At 67.5% G+C, this 14,111-nt stretch carries 15 protein-coding genes; 7 read left to right on the top strand and 8 right to left on the bottom strand.

Going from position 1 to position 14,111, the window contains the following annotated elements; translation table 11 throughout:
- The first annotated feature begins 244 nt into the window (after positions 1 to 244).
- From rpmB to OHS03_RS19880, 3 genes are all read left to right on the top strand, one after another.
- Entirely contained in the window at positions 245 to 436 is a 192-nt protein-coding gene (gene rpmB, locus OHS03_RS19870) for a 50S ribosomal protein L28 (RefSeq protein ID WP_039799620.1), read from the top strand.
- Positions 437 to 532: 96 nt separating this feature from the next.
- Positions 533 to 1,036, top strand: a complete 504-nt coding sequence (locus OHS03_RS19875; RefSeq protein WP_328656125.1) for a GNAT family N-acetyltransferase — start codon at positions 533 to 535, stop codon at positions 1,034 to 1,036.
- Between the two features lie 93 nt (positions 1,037 to 1,129).
- Positions 1,130 to 1,918 carry an enoyl-CoA hydratase/isomerase family protein gene (locus tag OHS03_RS19880; RefSeq protein WP_328656127.1) on the top strand — a complete coding sequence of 263 codons (789 nt, stop codon included), beginning with the start codon at positions 1,130 to 1,132 and terminating at the stop codon, positions 1,916 to 1,918.
- A 188-nt stretch (positions 1,919 to 2,106) separates the two neighbouring features.
- Here the strand turns inward: OHS03_RS19880 and OHS03_RS19885 are convergent, their stop codons facing one another.
- The 3 genes from OHS03_RS19885 to OHS03_RS19895 are packed head-to-tail and all read right to left on the bottom strand — an operon-like array spanning position 2,107 to position 4,107.
- A complete protein-coding gene (locus tag OHS03_RS19885) occupies positions 2,107 to 2,358 on the bottom strand; it encodes a hypothetical protein (RefSeq protein ID WP_062986963.1) in 252 nt (83 codons plus the stop codon).
- A 49-nt stretch (positions 2,359 to 2,407) separates the two neighbouring features.
- The gene (locus OHS03_RS19890; RefSeq protein ID WP_056811958.1) at positions 2,408 to 3,091 is read right to left on the bottom strand and encodes a uracil-DNA glycosylase; all 684 of its coding nucleotides are present in this window, start codon (positions 3,089 to 3,091) and stop codon (positions 2,408 to 2,410) included.
- 11 nt (positions 3,092 to 3,102) lie between these two features.
- Positions 3,103 to 4,107: a thiamine-phosphate kinase gene (locus tag OHS03_RS19895; RefSeq protein ID WP_328664324.1), complete on the bottom strand. Its 1,005-nt coding sequence runs from the start codon at positions 4,105 to 4,107 to the stop codon at positions 3,103 to 3,105.
- Between the two features lie 119 nt (positions 4,108 to 4,226).
- Here OHS03_RS19895 and OHS03_RS19900 point away from each other — a divergent pair, with 119 nt between their 5' ends.
- A complete protein-coding gene (locus OHS03_RS19900) occupies positions 4,227 to 4,985 on the top strand; it encodes a DUF3515 domain-containing protein (RefSeq protein WP_328656129.1) in 759 nt (252 codons plus the stop codon).
- Positions 4,986 to 5,054: 69 nt separating this feature from the next.
- On the opposite strand, the gene OHS03_RS19905 is transcribed toward OHS03_RS19900, so the two are convergent.
- Complete coding sequence (locus OHS03_RS19905; protein ID WP_328656131.1) at positions 5,055 to 6,146, bottom strand: D-alanine--D-alanine ligase family protein; 1,092 nt, start codon at positions 6,144 to 6,146, stop codon at positions 5,055 to 5,057.
- A 44-nt stretch (positions 6,147 to 6,190) separates the two neighbouring features.
- Positions 6,191 to 7,186 carry an NAD(P)H-dependent glycerol-3-phosphate dehydrogenase gene (locus tag OHS03_RS19910; protein WP_056811965.1) on the bottom strand — a complete coding sequence of 332 codons (996 nt, stop codon included), beginning with the start codon at positions 7,184 to 7,186 and terminating at the stop codon, positions 6,191 to 6,193.
- A gap of 31 nt (positions 7,187 to 7,217) precedes the next feature.
- On the opposite strand from OHS03_RS19910, the gene cofC reads away from it, so the two are divergent.
- The 3 genes from cofC (at position 7,218) to OHS03_RS19925 (ending at position 11,074) form a co-directional block, all read left to right on the top strand.
- Entirely contained in the window at positions 7,218 to 7,889 is a 672-nt protein-coding gene (gene cofC / locus OHS03_RS19915) for a 2-phospho-L-lactate guanylyltransferase (RefSeq protein WP_328656133.1), read from the top strand.
- A 72-nt stretch (positions 7,890 to 7,961) separates the two neighbouring features.
- A complete protein-coding gene (locus OHS03_RS19920; protein ID WP_056811970.1) occupies positions 7,962 to 10,130 on the top strand; it encodes an RNA degradosome polyphosphate kinase in 2,169 nt (722 codons plus the stop codon).
- Positions 10,127 to 11,074 carry an NUDIX hydrolase gene (locus tag OHS03_RS19925; RefSeq protein ID WP_328656136.1) on the top strand — a complete coding sequence of 316 codons (948 nt, stop codon included), beginning with the start codon at positions 10,127 to 10,129 and terminating at the stop codon, positions 11,072 to 11,074. Before OHS03_RS19920 ends, OHS03_RS19925 begins: the two co-directional genes overlap by 4 nt.
- A 121-nt stretch (positions 11,075 to 11,195) precedes the next feature.
- Here the strand turns inward: OHS03_RS19925 and OHS03_RS19930 are convergent, their stop codons facing one another.
- The 3 genes from OHS03_RS19930 to leuC form a co-directional block, all read right to left on the bottom strand.
- Positions 11,196 to 11,843 (bottom strand): HU family DNA-binding protein, encoded by a 648-nt coding sequence (locus OHS03_RS19930; RefSeq protein ID WP_056811975.1) that lies wholly within the window; start codon positions 11,841 to 11,843, stop codon positions 11,196 to 11,198.
- 156 nt (positions 11,844 to 11,999) lie between these two features.
- The gene (gene leuD, locus OHS03_RS19935; RefSeq protein ID WP_056811976.1) at positions 12,000 to 12,608 is read right to left on the bottom strand and encodes a 3-isopropylmalate dehydratase small subunit; all 609 of its coding nucleotides are present in this window, start codon (positions 12,606 to 12,608) and stop codon (positions 12,000 to 12,002) included.
- A 34-nt stretch (positions 12,609 to 12,642) separates the two neighbouring features.
- Positions 12,643 to 14,067, bottom strand: coding sequence for a 3-isopropylmalate dehydratase large subunit (leuC, locus tag OHS03_RS19940; RefSeq protein ID WP_056811977.1), 1,425 nt, complete (start codon positions 14,065 to 14,067; stop codon positions 12,643 to 12,645).
- Between the last annotated feature and the right edge of the window lie 44 nt (positions 14,068 to 14,111).

Genomic DNA, 14,111 nt, shown 5'->3' on the forward strand with positions numbered 1-14,111 from the left:
GCGACCGACAGCGCTATGCTGACCTCGGAAGGGCCCTCATCCGGGCTACGCTCGGCCTGTCGACCGGGATACCCCGGTTTGGAAGTTCGAGGCCCGGCCCGCTAGTCTTGCAGGGTTGCCTCGTGCGGCCCACGTGGGTCTGCGCTGGCCGACATCAGTCGGCAAGGCATTTGACGACATCAGTTTCCGGTTCAGCGGGCATACGTGCGCCGCTGTCCGCTTATGACATGAAGGAGCTCGCGACATGGCTGCCGTTTGCGACGTCTGCGCCAAGGGCCCCGGTTTCGGGAAGTCGGTCTCGCACTCGCACCGGCGCACCAACCGTCGCTGGAACCCGAACATCCAGACCGTGCGTGCGCAGGTTGCCCCTGGCAACACCCGCCGGATGAACGTGTGCACCTCCTGCCTGAAGGCGGGCAAGGTCGCCCGCGGCTGATTTTCAGCCCGTACATTCTGCCGACAGTGCCCCGGCACCCCTCGCGGGTGATCCGGGGCTTTGTCGTACAGCGACCGAGCGTCGAACGGGCCGGCCGTGGCTGACTGGCGTATCGCGCCGCTGACGGCGACCAGGGTCACCGAACTCGCCGCCTGCCACATCGCCAGCTGGCGCGAGGCCTACGGAACGCTCGTCCCCGCTCACATCCTCGACGGCTTCGACCTCGAACGCTCCGCGCTCACCTGGGAACGTCGTCGCGCCGACGGCATCCACCAGTTGCCGGTCGCGCTGGTCGGCGACCAGCTGATCGGCTTCGCCTCCGGGACGAATTCGTCCGTACTCGGTCGACAGCCGGGCCGGTCGGCGTCCGCCGAGGAGGCCGAACTCGAAGCGCTCTACGTACGCAGCGCCTGGCACGGCACCGGTATCGCCGACTCCCTGATCGAAGCCGCCGCCCCCGCGTCACCGTGCACCCTGTGGGTCTTCGCCGACTATCCGCGCGCCCACGCCTTCTACCGCAGGCACGGCTTCACCGACACCGGCATCCGCCGAACCGATCCGTTCACCCTGCTGCCCGAACAATTGTGGCGCCGCGACTGAGAAACGCTGCCGCCGCCGCACCGGGGGCGTACCTCCGGCCGTGCGCAAAGGCTGCGGAACGCCGCGCACGCGGGCCCGATTAAGGTGACGCCCATGAGTACCACCGAACCGGTCCTTGCCGCCGAGGTCATCGACGGCGTCCTGCAGCTGACCATCGCCACCGCCGCCGCAGGCACCTCGATGGATTTCGACCTGATCAACGCGGGCACCGCAGCCCTGCGCGCACTCGACCCGTCGGTCGGCGCCGTGCTGCTCACCGGCGCGGGCGCGAACTTCTGCGCGGGCGGCAATGTCCGCAATTTCGCCGCCTCCGATGACCGCGGCGCCTACCTGCACGAGCTGGCCGACCAACTCCACGATTTCGTCCGCGCGCTCGCGGCCGCCCCCGTCCCCGTGATCGCCGCCGTGCAGGGCTGGGCGGCGGGTGCGGGCATGAGCCTGGTCTGCGCCGCCGACATCGCGATCGGTGGCCCCTCGACGAAACTGCGTCCGGCGTACCCCGGCATCGGCCTGTCCCCCGACGGCGGCATGTCCTGGTCGCTTCCCCGCATCGTCGGCCGGAGCCGGGCGACCGAGATCCTGCTCACCGACGCCGTACTCGACGCCGAAGAGGCCGTGCGCCTCGGCGTCCTGAGCCGCACGGTCGCGGACGAGGACATCCGCGCCGAAGCGTTCCGTGTGGCGCAGACCTTCGTCACCGGCCCCCGCCCCACCTACACGGCCATGAAAAAGCTGCTGGCCCAGTCACCGACGGCAACATTGGACCAGCAGCTGGACGCCGAACGCGACAGCATTTCGGCCGCCGCAAACAGCGACACCGGCCGTGAAGGCGTCGACGCCTTCGTCGGCAAGCGCAAGCCGAACTACGTGGGACTCACTTAGAACTCACCAACTCCCGCGACTGAGCTGACCAACCCCGGCGCGACCAACGCCACGCCGGGACTCAGCCACCACGGGTTTTCGGCCGCCTCGCATCCGAAGGGCGAGACGGAACGCCGAAGGCGCAGTATCGCCCTTCGGATGCGAGGCCCGCAGGGCCGAAAACCCCCGCGGCGCCAGCCGCTAATAACTCAGCACGCAGCGCCGAGGGCGCTGAAGGTGTTCTGCAGCAGGCAGGTCACCTTCGCGTTCACGCCGGACGAGATGGTGGAGGTGCCGGTGGAGGTCCATTCCTCGCCGACCTGGGTGGTGGCCACCGGGGCGGCCTGCTCGTCGTAGGGCTCGAGCTGCAGGCCTGCGGCGGTGGCCGAGCCTGCGCCCGCGGTGATGGCGGCGGCCACGGCGGCGGTCGCGAGGGCAGCGCGAACGGTGGAGATGTGCATCGGGTTGTGCTCCTTCATCATTCTCTTCTGGTGCGGGCGACGCCCCGGGTCAGGGCAGCCGCCAGTCGACAGGATCGGCGCCGAGTTCGTCGAGCAGTTCGTTGACCCGGGAGAAGGGTCGTGAACCGAAGAACCCGCGCGAGGCGGAAAGCGGTGAGGGGTGCGCCGATTCGACGTAGGGCACCTCGGCGGCGACGAGGGTGGGCTTCAGCGAGCGAGCGTCGTTGCCCCACAGCACGGCTACGAGCGGCTCGTCGCGGGCGACCAGTGCCCCGATCGCCTGCTCGGTGACCGCTTCCCAGCCTTTGCCGCGATGGGAGGCGGGCGCGCCGGGGGCGACGGTGAGTACGCGGTTCAGCAGCAGCACACCCTGATCCGACCAGGGGCTCAGGTCACCACAGGTCGGGGTATCGAAGCCGAGGTCTTTGCTGTATTCGGCGAAGATGTTGGACAGGCTGCGCGGCACCGGCGAAACCTGTGGCGTGACAGAGAAACTCAGTCCCATCGCGTGGCCGGGCGTGGGGTACGGGTCCTGGCCGACGATGAGCACGCGCACCGCGTCGAACGGACGCTGGAAGGCGCGCAGTACGTTCTCCCCTTCGGGGAGGTAGCCGCGGCCCGCCGCGTTCTCTTCACGTAAGAATTCGCCCATTTCACTGATGCGGTCGGTGACCGGCTCCAGTGCCCGGGCCCAGCCCGGATCGATGATCTCCGACAGTGGTTTCGCACCCATGACCGCACAACCTATCGTTCGTCGTCGGTGGGCGTGGCGTCCACCCCACGGAACGATTCCCAGCCGGTGCCACCGGTGGGCGCCACGCCGTCGACGGTGACGCCACTGCCTGCGGTTACTACGCCGATCGGCCGCCAGCCCGCGGGAACCGAGACTCCGGCGGGCCAGGTTCCGACGAAGGCGTGGTCTTCGCCGCCGGCCAGAATCCATTGCGCCGCATCGGCATCGAGCAATTTCGCGACAGCGTCCAGGTCGGGGTCGGTCAGTGCCGCGCGGTGGACGTCGATGGCGACGTTCGAGGCGGCGGCGAGGTGGCCGAGGTCGGCGAGCAAGCCGTCGGAGACATCGGTGAGCGCGGTCGGGGTGTGCGTGCCGAAGGCGTCGAGGACCGCGGCATAGGGCGGTTGCGGAACACGATGGGTCGCAAGGGCATAGGTGAAGTCCGGATCGGATGTGTCCGCGCCACCGGTCAATACGGCCAGCCCGGCACCGGACCAGCCGAGTTCGCCTGCCACCGCGACGATATCGCCGACGGCAGCGCCGGATCGAGTGATCGCGTTCTGCCCACCGAGGTCGCCGAACGCGGTCACCGAGACGACCAGTTGTTCGCTGCGCACCAGATCGCCGCCCGCGATGGAACCGCCGGCGCGGCTCGCCTCGATCCACATCCCGTCGGCGATCCCTTCGATCACCGACACGGGGGTGTCGGCGGGGCAGCCGAGCGCGACCACGAACGCCGTCGGCCGCGCGCCCATCGCCACCACGTCGGCGGCGTTCTGCGCGATGGCCTTGCGGCCGATGTCGACGGGCGAGGACCAGTCGAGCCGGAAGTGCCTGCCTTCGACGAGCATGTCGGTGCTCACCACGAACCGACCGTCGGGCGCGGCGACCAGCGCGGCATCGTCACCGGGTCCGATCAGTACGTGCGCGGCCTGCTCCCGACCGGCGTTGATCCGGTCGATCAGGGCGAATTCGCCCAGCTCACGCACCGTCTGCGGACGGCTGTCCTCGCTGATGACCGACCCCTTCCCGCTGTGCTGGTGACCGACGAAATCGCCCCGACGGTACCCTTTCGAAGGCGATCGGGCACCACCGACGACGCAGGCGAACCCGCGAATGGAAGGACCACACAGCTATGGCGGACTCGACACCGGAGGATCGCGACGAGGCGAGCACCCCCGACGACACCGCCACTGCCGACGCGGCATCGTCGGGCGACGAGCCGACGTCCGCCACCACCGCGCGATCAGCCGACACGACCGCCGAGGATTCCGCCCCGGCCGACGACGGCTCGGACGCGGATTCCGACGCCGCGTCCGGCCCCGATGCCGAGCCGGACGCGGACTCCGACGATGACGACTTCGAGTCGCATCACTCCCCCGCGCTCATCGCCACCGCGGTCGCCCTGCCCGTCGTGTTGATCGTCGCTGTGCTGGTCGCCGCCTTCATCGCCCTGCGCGCCCCCGTCGAACGCGAACCCCTCGCCCTCGGACCTGTGCCTGCCCCCGCCGCCGACGGTCCTGCCTGCCAGGCTCTGCTCCCCGCCCTGCCCGCCGAACTCGGCGACTACACCAAGGCCACCCTCGTCGAACCCAGCCCGCCCGCCACCCGCGCCTGGCAGCTCCCCGACGGCGGCGACCCGATCACGCTGCGCTGTGGCCTGGACCGTCCCCTCGAATTCAACCGCGCGTCCCCGCTGACGGTGATCGACGGCGTGAAGTGGTTCCAGGTCCGCGACGAGGTCGGCAAGACCGGCACCTGGTTCGCCGTCGACCGCGAGACCTACATCGCCCTGACCGTCCCCGACGGCTCCGGAACCAGCGCCGTGCAGAACGTGTCCGACATCATCACTGCGAATCTGCCTGCCCGCGAACCGACTCCGGGCGAACTCTGAGCTAACAAGCTGGCGCCGCAGGGCTTTCGAGCACGACCCCGCCGAAAGCCCTGCGGCCGAACAGAACTCCTACCGCAAACCGGTTCCGCGAGCGACCGCCGTCTCGATCAGCGTCGACACCAGCGTCGGGTAGTCGATGCCGGTGGCTTCCCACATCCGCGGGTACTGCGAGATCGGCGTGAAGCCGGGCATCGTGTTGATCTCGTTGATCACCGGACCGTTCTCGGTGACGAAGAAGTCGACGCGCGCCAGCCCCTGGCAGTCCAGCGCGCGGAACGCGCGCACCGACAGCTCACGGATCTCGTCGGCGACATCGTCGTCGAGCTTGGCGGGCACATCGAATTCGCACACGTCATCGAGGTATTTGGTGGCGAAGTCGTAGAACTCGGGCGCGGCGGCGTCGGCATCGGGCATCCGGATCTCGGAGACGACGCTGCCTCGCACCTCGCCGTCGGCGAATTCCAGTACGCCGCACTCGACTTCGCGTCCGACGATGCCCGCTTCGATGATCACCTTGGGGTCGTGCGCACGGGCGACGGCGATGGCCGCATCGAGGTCGGCCCAGTCGGTGATCTTGGTGATGCCGATCGAGGAACCACCGCGCGCGGGCTTCACGAAGGCGGGCAGACCGATCCGGGTCCGGTCGGTCTCGGCCAGCGTTTCGACGCCGGGACGCAGCACAACCTGCACGCCGACGGGCAACGATTCGGCCGCCAGCAACTTTTTGGTGAACTCCTTGTCCATGCCCGCCGCGCTGGCAAGCACGCCCGCGCCGACATAGGGAATCCCGGCAAGTTCGAGCATCCCCTGCAACGTGCCGTCCTCCCCGAAGGGACCGTGCAGGATCGGGAACACGACATCGACGTTGCCGAGCACGGCGCTCGAGTCGAGCGCAACCAGCGCGCCGGAGCGACCAGGGTCAGCGGCCAGCGTGAGGGCGGTTCCCGACGCGTCGACCTGCGGTTGCACACCGTGACTCAGCGCCAAATCGCCGATCCCGTCGGCCAGCACCCAGCCGCCGGTGGGGGTGATGCCGATCGGCACCACCTCGTAGCGCGTCGGATCGAGGTTTCGCAGCACGCTGCTCGCCGACACACACGAGACGGCGTGCTCGCTGCTGCGCCCGCCGAACACCACAGCCACCCTGATCCGTTCCGTCATGAACGTCACCGTAGTAGGTTCTCGCCGCCATGGCGCTATCGCCCTTATTCGGGCTTGATCCGCCTACCGAGCAGGCTGCCGACCGCCTCGCTCACCGATAGCCCCTCATGGCACACCCTGTGCACCGCATCGGTGAGCGGCATCTCCACCCCGTGCTCTGCGGCAAGGGCCCGCACCGATGTGCACGACTTCACACCTTCGGCCACCTGCCCATTGGTCGCTTCCTGCGCGGCGGTCATCGTGCCACCGGCGCCGAGCGCGTACCCGAAGGACCGGTTGCGCGACAACGGCGAAGTACAGGTAGCCACCAGATCGCCGACGCCCGCTAGCCCGGCTAGCGTCACCGGTTGCGCCCCGAGCGCCACACCGAGCCGGATCACCTCGGCTAGCCCGCGCGTGATGAGGCTGGCCACCGTGTTGTCGCCCAGCCCCATTCCCGAAGCGATGCCGCACGCGAGCGCGATGACGTTCTTGCACGCACCGCCGATCTCGCAGCCGATCACATCGGTGTTGGTGTACGGCCGGAAATATCCGGTGGCACACGCCCGCTGCGCGACTCCGGCTCGCTCGGTATCGGTGCAGGCGATCACCGTCGCCGCGGGCTGACGTTCGACGATCTCGTGCGCCAGGTTCGGACCCGACAACACCGCGATGCGCCCCGGCTCGGCCCCGGTGACCTCCGCGATCACCTGACTCATCCGCAGCAGTGTCCCGGTCTCGATCCCCTTGGCCAGACTCAGCAGGGTGGCGTCTGATCCGATATCGCCCTTCCACAGATCCAGATTCGCCCGCAGCGACTGCGACGGAACCGCGAGCACCACCAGGTCGGCCCCGTCGAGAGCGACCCGGTGATCATCGGTTCCCCGCACCGGCGGCAGCTGAACGCCGGGTAGGTAGAACGGATTGCGGTGCTCGGTATCGAGCGCCCGCGCCACCTCGTCGCGCCGGGCCCAGATCGTCACGTCGGTCCCTGCTTCGGCCAACACCTTCGCGAACGCCGTACCCCACGACCCCGCACCCATAACCGCCGCCCTCGTCATCAGCCCAATATGCCATGCAAGGATCGAAGCCATGCACACCGTGCACGCCGTGATGGCGGTCAAACACATCGGCCGGGCCAAGAGCAGGCTGGCGAGCCTGCTGAGCACCGAGCAGCGCGCCCAGCTCGTGCTGGCCATGTTCACCGACACTGTCGTGGCCGCTTCCGCCGTGCCCGAGCTGTCGTCGCTGACCGTGGTCACCCCCGATCCCCTGGTCGCCGACCGTGCCCGTGAGCTCGGCGCGCACGTGATCGACGAACCCGCGGCCGGTGCCGATCCGCTCAATATCGCGCTCGCCGCCGGCGCCGCCGACGTGCGCGATCGCTACGGCCCCACCCACCTGCTCGCCCTGCAGGCCGACCTGCCCGCCCTTCGCCCGTCCGAGCTGGCCGACGTGCTCAGCGTCGCCGTCGCCGCTCGATCGGTGGTGATAGATCACACGGGCACCGGCACCGCCGCATTGCTGGTCCGCGATACCGCCGCGTTGCTGTCGCCCCGCTTCGGCGCCGATTCCGCCCGCGCACACCGCGACGGCGGCGCCGTGCCGCTGTCCGGGCACTGGCCAGGCCTGCGCTGCGATGTCGACACCCCCGAGGATCTGGAGATCGTCCGCGCGCTCGGCGTCGGTGAATTCACCACCTCGACGCTGCGCGAGATCGGATTCTCGCCGCACAGAAGTGATCCCGTTCGCAGTGTGTGCTAGCTGATCGCCACGTTCGGACCGAGCGGAACGATCCGTGCGATGTCGTGATGCGCGGCGGCCCTTCCTCGAGGGATGATTGATCTCGTGAGCGATACGGAAACCATCAAGCAGCTGCCCCCGATTTCCCCGCCACCTGCGGCCGCCCTCGCCTCGGGCGGTGACGCGAGCACGCAGCGGTTGCCGCGAGATCGCTACCTCAACCGCGAGCTGAGCTGGCTCGACTTCAATGCCCGCGTCCTGGCGCTGGCCGAGGACGCCTCGCTGCCGTTGCTGGAGCGGGCCAAGTTCCTCGCGATCTTCGCGTCCAACCTCGACGAGTTCTACATGGTGCGCGTCGCCGGTTTGAAACGCCGGGCCGAAACCGGCCTGTCGGTGCGCTCGGCCGACGGTCGCTCACCGTCGGAGCAACTGGAGATGATCACCGCCCGCGCCCAAGAGCTCGCCGAGCGGCACGCCAACGTCTTCATCCACGAGGTGAACCCGGCACTCGCCGCCGAGGGCATCGACATCATCGGCTGGAGCGATCTCGACGACGATGAGCGCCAACGCCTTTCCAACTACTTCACCGACCAGGTGTTCCCGGTACTCACACCGCTCGCCGTCGACCCGGCGCACCCGTTCCCCTACATCTCCGGCCTGAGCCTCAATCTCGCCGTGACCGTGCGCGACACCGGCACCGGCGGCGAGCACTTCGCCCGCGTGAAGGTGCCCGACAACGTCGACCGCTTCGTGCGTGTGCGCCGCACCGGCGCGCCGTCGGCGATCGCGGCGTTCCTGCCGATGGAAGACCTCATCGCCGCCCACCTCGACCTGTTGTTCCCCGGTCTGACCGTGGTGGAGACGCATTCGTTCCGGATCACCCGCAACGCCGATTTCGAGGTCGACGAGGATCGCGACGAAGACCTGCTGCAGGCGATGGAGCGCGAACTCGCCCGCCGCCGCTTCGGCAAGCCGGTGCGCCTCGAGGTCTCCGACGACATGACCGAGCACATGCTGGAGCTTCTATTACGTGAGCTCGAGGTCGACCCCGCCGATGTCATCCAGGTGCCCGGACTGCTCGACCTGTCCTGCCTGTGGCAGGTCTACGGCGTCGACCGACCCGAGCTCAAGGACGCGCCGTATGTGCCCGCCACCCCGGCGGCCTTCGGCGAGCGCGAGACCCCGCGCAATGTCTTCGCCGCACTGCGCGAGGGCGACGTACTGGTGCACCACCCCTACGACTCCTTCTCCACCAGCGTGCAGCGCTTCATCGAACAGGCCGCCGCCGACCCGCAGGTGCTCGCGATCAAGCAGACGCTCTACCGCACCTCCGGCGACTCCCCCATCATCAATTCGCTGATCGAGGCCGCCGAGGCGGGCAAGCAGGTCGTCGCGCTGGTCGAGATCAAGGCCCGCTTCGACGAGCAGGCCAACATCAAATGGGCGCGCGAACTGGAACAGGCCGGCGTGCACGTGGTCTACGGCCTGGTCGGCCTCAAGACCCACTGCAAGACCTGCCTGGTGGTGCGTCGCGAGGGTTCGACGATCCGGCGCTACTGCCACATCGGCACCGGCAACTACAACCCCAAGACCGCACGCCTCTACGAAGACGTCGGTCTGTTCACCGCCGCACCGGAGATCGGCGCCGATCTCACCGACCTGTTCAATTCGCTGACCGGATACTCCCGCAAGGAGGACTACCGCAACCTGATGGTGGCGCCGCTCGGCGTGCGCGCGGGCATCATCGAGCGGATCGATCGCGAAATCGAGCTGGCCGGTCAAGGTTCGGCCGCCCGGATCCGGATCAAGGCCAACGCGATCGTCGACGAGCAGATCATCGACGCGCTCTACCGCGCCTCGCTGGCGGGGGTGCCGGTGCAGATCGTGGTGCGCGGCATCTGCGGCCTGCGCGCCGGTGTGCCCGGCCTGAGCGAGAACATCGAGGTGCGCTCGATCCTCGGCCGGTTCCTCGAACATTCCCGGGTGATGGAATTCGGCGCGCAGGAACAGACGTGGATCGGCAGCGCCGACATGATGCACCGCAATCTCGACCGCCGGGTCGAAGTGATGGTGCAGGTGAAAGATCCCAAGCTGGTCGACCAACTCGGGAAGGTGTTCGATTCCGCGCTCGATCCGGCCACTCGCTGCTGGATCCTGCTCCCGGACGGGACCTGGCAGGCCAGTCCGACCGATGTCGAAGCCGACCAGGTACGTGACCACCAAGCCTTCCTCATGCGTTTGCGTCGCCCCGACCAGCCATGAGCGCGCAGAGCAAGGACGCGTCGTTGCGAGACCCGCGGGTAAGGCCCAATATTCACGCGGCAGGAGCGGTCCTGTGGCGTGCGGGCGCTGACGGCCCGGAGATCGGCGTCATCCACCGGCCGAAGTACGGTGACTGGTCGCTGCCGAAGGGCAAGCTCGATCCCGGCGAGACCCCGGTGGTCGCGGCCGTGCGCGAGGTAGGCGAGGAAACCGGTCTACCGGCCACGCTGGGGCGCTATCTCGGCCATGTCACCTATCCGATCCCGGGCCACCGTCAGCTCAAGCGGGTCGACTACTGGGCCGCCGAGGCCGCCGACGGCGACTTCGCCGTCAACAACGAAGTCGACCAGATGCGGTGGTTCCCCCTCGCCGAGGTGATGGACCAGTTGTCGTATCCGATGGATCGCCAGATCGTCCGGATCTTCGCTCGGCTGCCCGCCCGCACCAACACGGTGCTGCTGGTGCGCCACGCGAAGGCGGGCAAGCGCAACCGCTTCGACGGACCCGACGAGTTGCGTCCGCTCGAAGCCTCCGGGGAACAGCAGGCGAAGGGATTGACGCCGAATCTGTTGGCGTTCGGCGCATCCGAGATCTATTCCGCCGATCCACTGCGCTGCGTCCAAACCGTGACCCCGTTGGCGGAACAGCTCGATGCCGAAATCAATTGCGAGCCAATGTTTTCCGAGCAAGGTTACGATTCAGCGAAAAGCGCCGCGCGGCAACGATTTCTGTCGTTGGTAACCGATCGAGGCGTGCCGGTGGTATGTAGTCAGGGCGGGGTGATTCCCGATCTGACACAGTGGCTGGCCGAGCAGGGCGGGCTCACGCTGCCCTCGGCACGCAATCGCAAGGGCAGCGTCTGGGCATTGTCGTTCGTCGGGGACCGATTGGTCGCCGCGAACCATATGGACCGTTCGCTGTCGACGGCAATCGTCACCACCTGAGTCCATCGGACGGGCTCGAAACAGCCGAAACGGCCCCGGGATTCCCGGGGCCGTTCTCGGTCCAGTGGTGGGTGATGCGGCCTACGTGCACATTCCCCGACCTGATCCCGCTGCGGCAGGATCAACGAGCACGACGGGCGGCAGTCTTCTTAGCAGCAGTCTTCTTAGCGGGAGCCTTCTTCGCAGCAGTGGTCTTCTTGACCGCCGTGGTCTTGGCGGCTGTGACCTTCTTGGCGGGCGCCTTCTTGGCCGCCGTCACCTTCTTGGCGGGCGCCTTCTTGGCCGCCGTCACTTTCTTTGCCGCCGTGGTCTTCTTGGCGGCAGGTGCCTTGGTGGCGGCTTTGCGGGCCGTGGTCTTCGCGGGACCCTTCGACGGCGTCGCCTTCTTGGCCGCGGTCTTCTTCGCCGCGGTCTTCTTGGCTGCCGCCTTCTTCGCCGCCACCGGGGCATTCACGCCTCGCTTGACGGCAGGCCCGGACGAGGCCAGCTTCTGCTTACCCGCGATGACCGCCTTGAACTGTGCGCCCGGTCGGAAGGCAGGCACCGAAGTGGCCTTCACCTTCACGGTTTCACCGGTACGGGGGTTACGGGCAACCCGGGGAGCACGCTTGCGCTGTTCGAACACACCGAATCCGGTGATGGTGACGCTTTGACCCTTGTGCACGGCACGGACGATGGTGTCGACAACATTCTCGACAGCCGCAGTAGCCGTCCGCCTGTCCGTACCCAACTTTTCGGTCAGAACGTCGATCAGTTCCGCCTTGTTCATTGAATCCTCCGCAGACTAATGGCCCGTCGTCGGACCGACTAGGTACCACGGTAAACCCAGTTTGAGCAAGAGTCTATGTGCCACGCCAAAATTCATGTGGTTTAGCACACGTCCAGCTACCGCCGCCCGGGAAGCCCGCCTAAGCGCCCCAGCTGATTACGCCCGTGAAATAGGCTCCGGCAGCGTCACGGGTTTCCATGACGGCCTTCCCTTTTCGAACTCGCCGATGACGTCGGCCTGTCGCAGCGTGAGGCCGATGTCGTCCAAACCCTCCAGCAGACGCCAGCGGGTGTAGTCGTCAATATCGAACGGCAACACGACGGTTCCCGCTGTGACGGTGCGAGCGGACAGGTCGACAACCAATTCGATGCCGGGCTGTTCCTCGATCAGCTTCCAGAGCATTTCGACATCGTTCTGTGACATCTGTGCGGCCAACAACCCGCCCTTACCCGCATTTCCACGGAAGATGTCTGCGAAACGAGACGAGATGACCACCCGAAAGCCGTAGTCCGACAGCGCCCACACAGCGTGCTCTCGCGAAGAGCCGGTGCCGAAATCCGGGCCCGCCACCAGCACGCTGCCGCGGTTGAACGGCTCGTTGTTGAGAATGAACTCCGGATCGGTACGCCAACCGGCGAACAAGCCGTCCTCGAAACCCGTACGGGTCACGCGCTTCAGGTAAACGGCGGGGATGATCTGATCGGTGTCGACATTGGACCTGCGCAGCGGCACACCGATGCCTTTGTGAACGGTGAAGGCTTCCATAACGATTCCCTTTCGATCTGTGGTGATCGGTGGCTCAGGCCAGATCAGCAGGCGAGGACAGGGTTCCACGGACCGCCGTGGCGGCCGCGACCAGCGGTGAGACCAGGTGCGTGCGACCGCCCTTGCCCTGCCTGCCCTCGAAATTGCGGTTCGAGGTCGAGGCGCAGCGCTGGCCCGGTTCGAGCTGATCGGGATTCATCCCCAGGCACATCGAGCAGCCCGCCTGACGCCATTCCGCGCCCGCGGCGGTGAAAATCTCGCCGAGTCCTTCTTTTTCCGCCTGCGCGCGCACCCGCATCGAGCCCGGCACAACCAGCATTCGCACGCCGTCGGCGACCTGGCGGCCCTTCAAAACATCGGCGACGGCGCGCAGGTCCTCGATCCGGCCGTTGGTGCAGGAGCCGACGAATACGGTGTCCACGCTCACCTCACGCAGCGGCATTCCCGGCGTCAGGTCCATGTAGCGCAACGCCTTCTCGGCGGATTCACGCTCGTTCTCGTCGGTGATCTGGGCCGGGTCGGGCACATTCGCGCCCAGCGGCAGGCCCTGGCCGGGATTGGTGCCCCACGTGACGAACGGGGTCAGCGTGTTCGCGTCGATGTGGACCTCGGCGTCGAACTCCGCGCCCTCCTCGGTGACCAGTGCGTCCCAGGAGGCCACTGCGGCATCCCAGTCGGCTCCCTGCGGAGCGTGCGGGCGGCCCTTCAGGAATTCGTAGGTCACCTCGTCGGGGCCGATCATGCCGGCGCGAGCACCCGCTTCGATGGACATGTTGCAGATCGTCATCCGCGCCTCCATCGACAGCTTGCGAATCGCCTCGCCGCGGTACTCCAGCACATAGCCCTGACCGCCGCCGGTGCCGATCTCGGCGATCACGGCCAGGATCAGGTCCTTGCTCGTGACGCCGGGCGCCAATTCGCCGTCGACGGTGATGGCCATCGTCTTGAACGGGCGCAGCGACAACGTCTGGGTGGCGAGCACGTGCTCGACCTCACTGGTGCCGATGCCCATCGCCAGTGCGCCGAACGCGCCGTGGGTGGAGGTATGGCTGTCGCCACAGACGACGGTCATGCCGGGCTGGGTGAGGCCCAGCTGCGGGCCGACGACGTGCACGATGCCCTGCTCCACATCGCCCATCGAGTGCAGGCGCACGCCGAATTCGGCACAGTTGCGGCGCAGCGTGTCCACCTGGGTGCGCGAGATCGGGTCGGCGATCGGCTTGTCGATATCGGCGGTGGGGACGTTGTGGTCCTCGGTGGCGATGGTGAGATCGGTTCGGCGCACCGGACGGCCTGCCGCGCGTAGCCCGTCGAAGGCCTGCGGGCTGGTCACCTCGTGCACGAGGTGCAGATCGATGTAGATCAGGTCCGGTTCACGGGAGGAACCATCGCCTTCGCCTTTGGCGACGACGTGCTGTTCCCACACCTTCTCGGCCAGTGTGCGAGCGCGCTCGGCCATTGCTTGATCACCTTTCGACGGGCATACTTGGTATCTCAGCATTT

The organism is Nocardia salmonicida (genome assembly GCF_036142455.1).
Classification (GTDB): domain Bacteria; phylum Actinomycetota; class Actinomycetes; order Mycobacteriales; family Mycobacteriaceae; genus Nocardia; species Nocardia salmonicida.

What these genes read in the sequence shown, in the direction of transcription:
- OHS03_RS19925 (WP_328656136.1), top strand. Translation starts at nt 10,127, where the DNA reads ATGAGCGCGCAGAGCAAGGACGCGTCGTTGCGAGACCCGCGGGTAAGG.
- OHS03_RS19890 (WP_056811958.1), bottom strand. Translation starts at nt 3,091, where the DNA reads ATGGGTGCGAAACCACTGTCGGAGATCATCGATCCGGGCTGGGCCCGG.
- rpmB (WP_039799620.1), top strand. Translation starts at nt 245, where the DNA reads ATGGCTGCCGTTTGCGACGTCTGCGCCAAGGGCCCCGGTTTCGGGAAG.
- OHS03_RS19910 (WP_056811965.1), bottom strand. Translation starts at nt 7,186, where the DNA reads ATGACGAGGGCGGCGGTTATGGGTGCGGGGTCGTGGGGTACGGCGTTC.
- OHS03_RS19900 (WP_328656129.1), top strand. Translation starts at nt 4,227, where the DNA reads ATGGCGGACTCGACACCGGAGGATCGCGACGAGGCGAGCACCCCCGAC.
- OHS03_RS19905 (WP_328656131.1), bottom strand. Translation starts at nt 6,146, where the DNA reads ATGACGGAACGGATCAGGGTGGCTGTGGTGTTCGGCGGGCGCAGCAGC.
- cofC (WP_328656133.1), top strand. Translation starts at nt 7,218, where the DNA reads ATGCACACCGTGCACGCCGTGATGGCGGTCAAACACATCGGCCGGGCC.
- OHS03_RS19930 (WP_056811975.1), bottom strand. Translation starts at nt 11,843, where the DNA reads ATGAACAAGGCGGAACTGATCGACGTTCTGACCGAAAAGTTGGGTACG.
- OHS03_RS19920 (WP_056811970.1), top strand. Translation starts at nt 7,962, where the DNA reads ATGATTGATCTCGTGAGCGATACGGAAACCATCAAGCAGCTGCCCCCG.
- leuD (WP_056811976.1), bottom strand. Translation starts at nt 12,608, where the DNA reads ATGGAAGCCTTCACCGTTCACAAAGGCATCGGTGTGCCGCTGCGCAGG.
- leuC (WP_056811977.1), bottom strand. Translation starts at nt 14,067, where the DNA reads ATGGCCGAGCGCGCTCGCACACTGGCCGAGAAGGTGTGGGAACAGCAC.
- OHS03_RS19880 (WP_328656127.1), top strand. Translation starts at nt 1,130, where the DNA reads ATGAGTACCACCGAACCGGTCCTTGCCGCCGAGGTCATCGACGGCGTC.
- OHS03_RS19885 (WP_062986963.1), bottom strand. Translation starts at nt 2,358, where the DNA reads ATGCACATCTCCACCGTTCGCGCTGCCCTCGCGACCGCCGCCGTGGCC.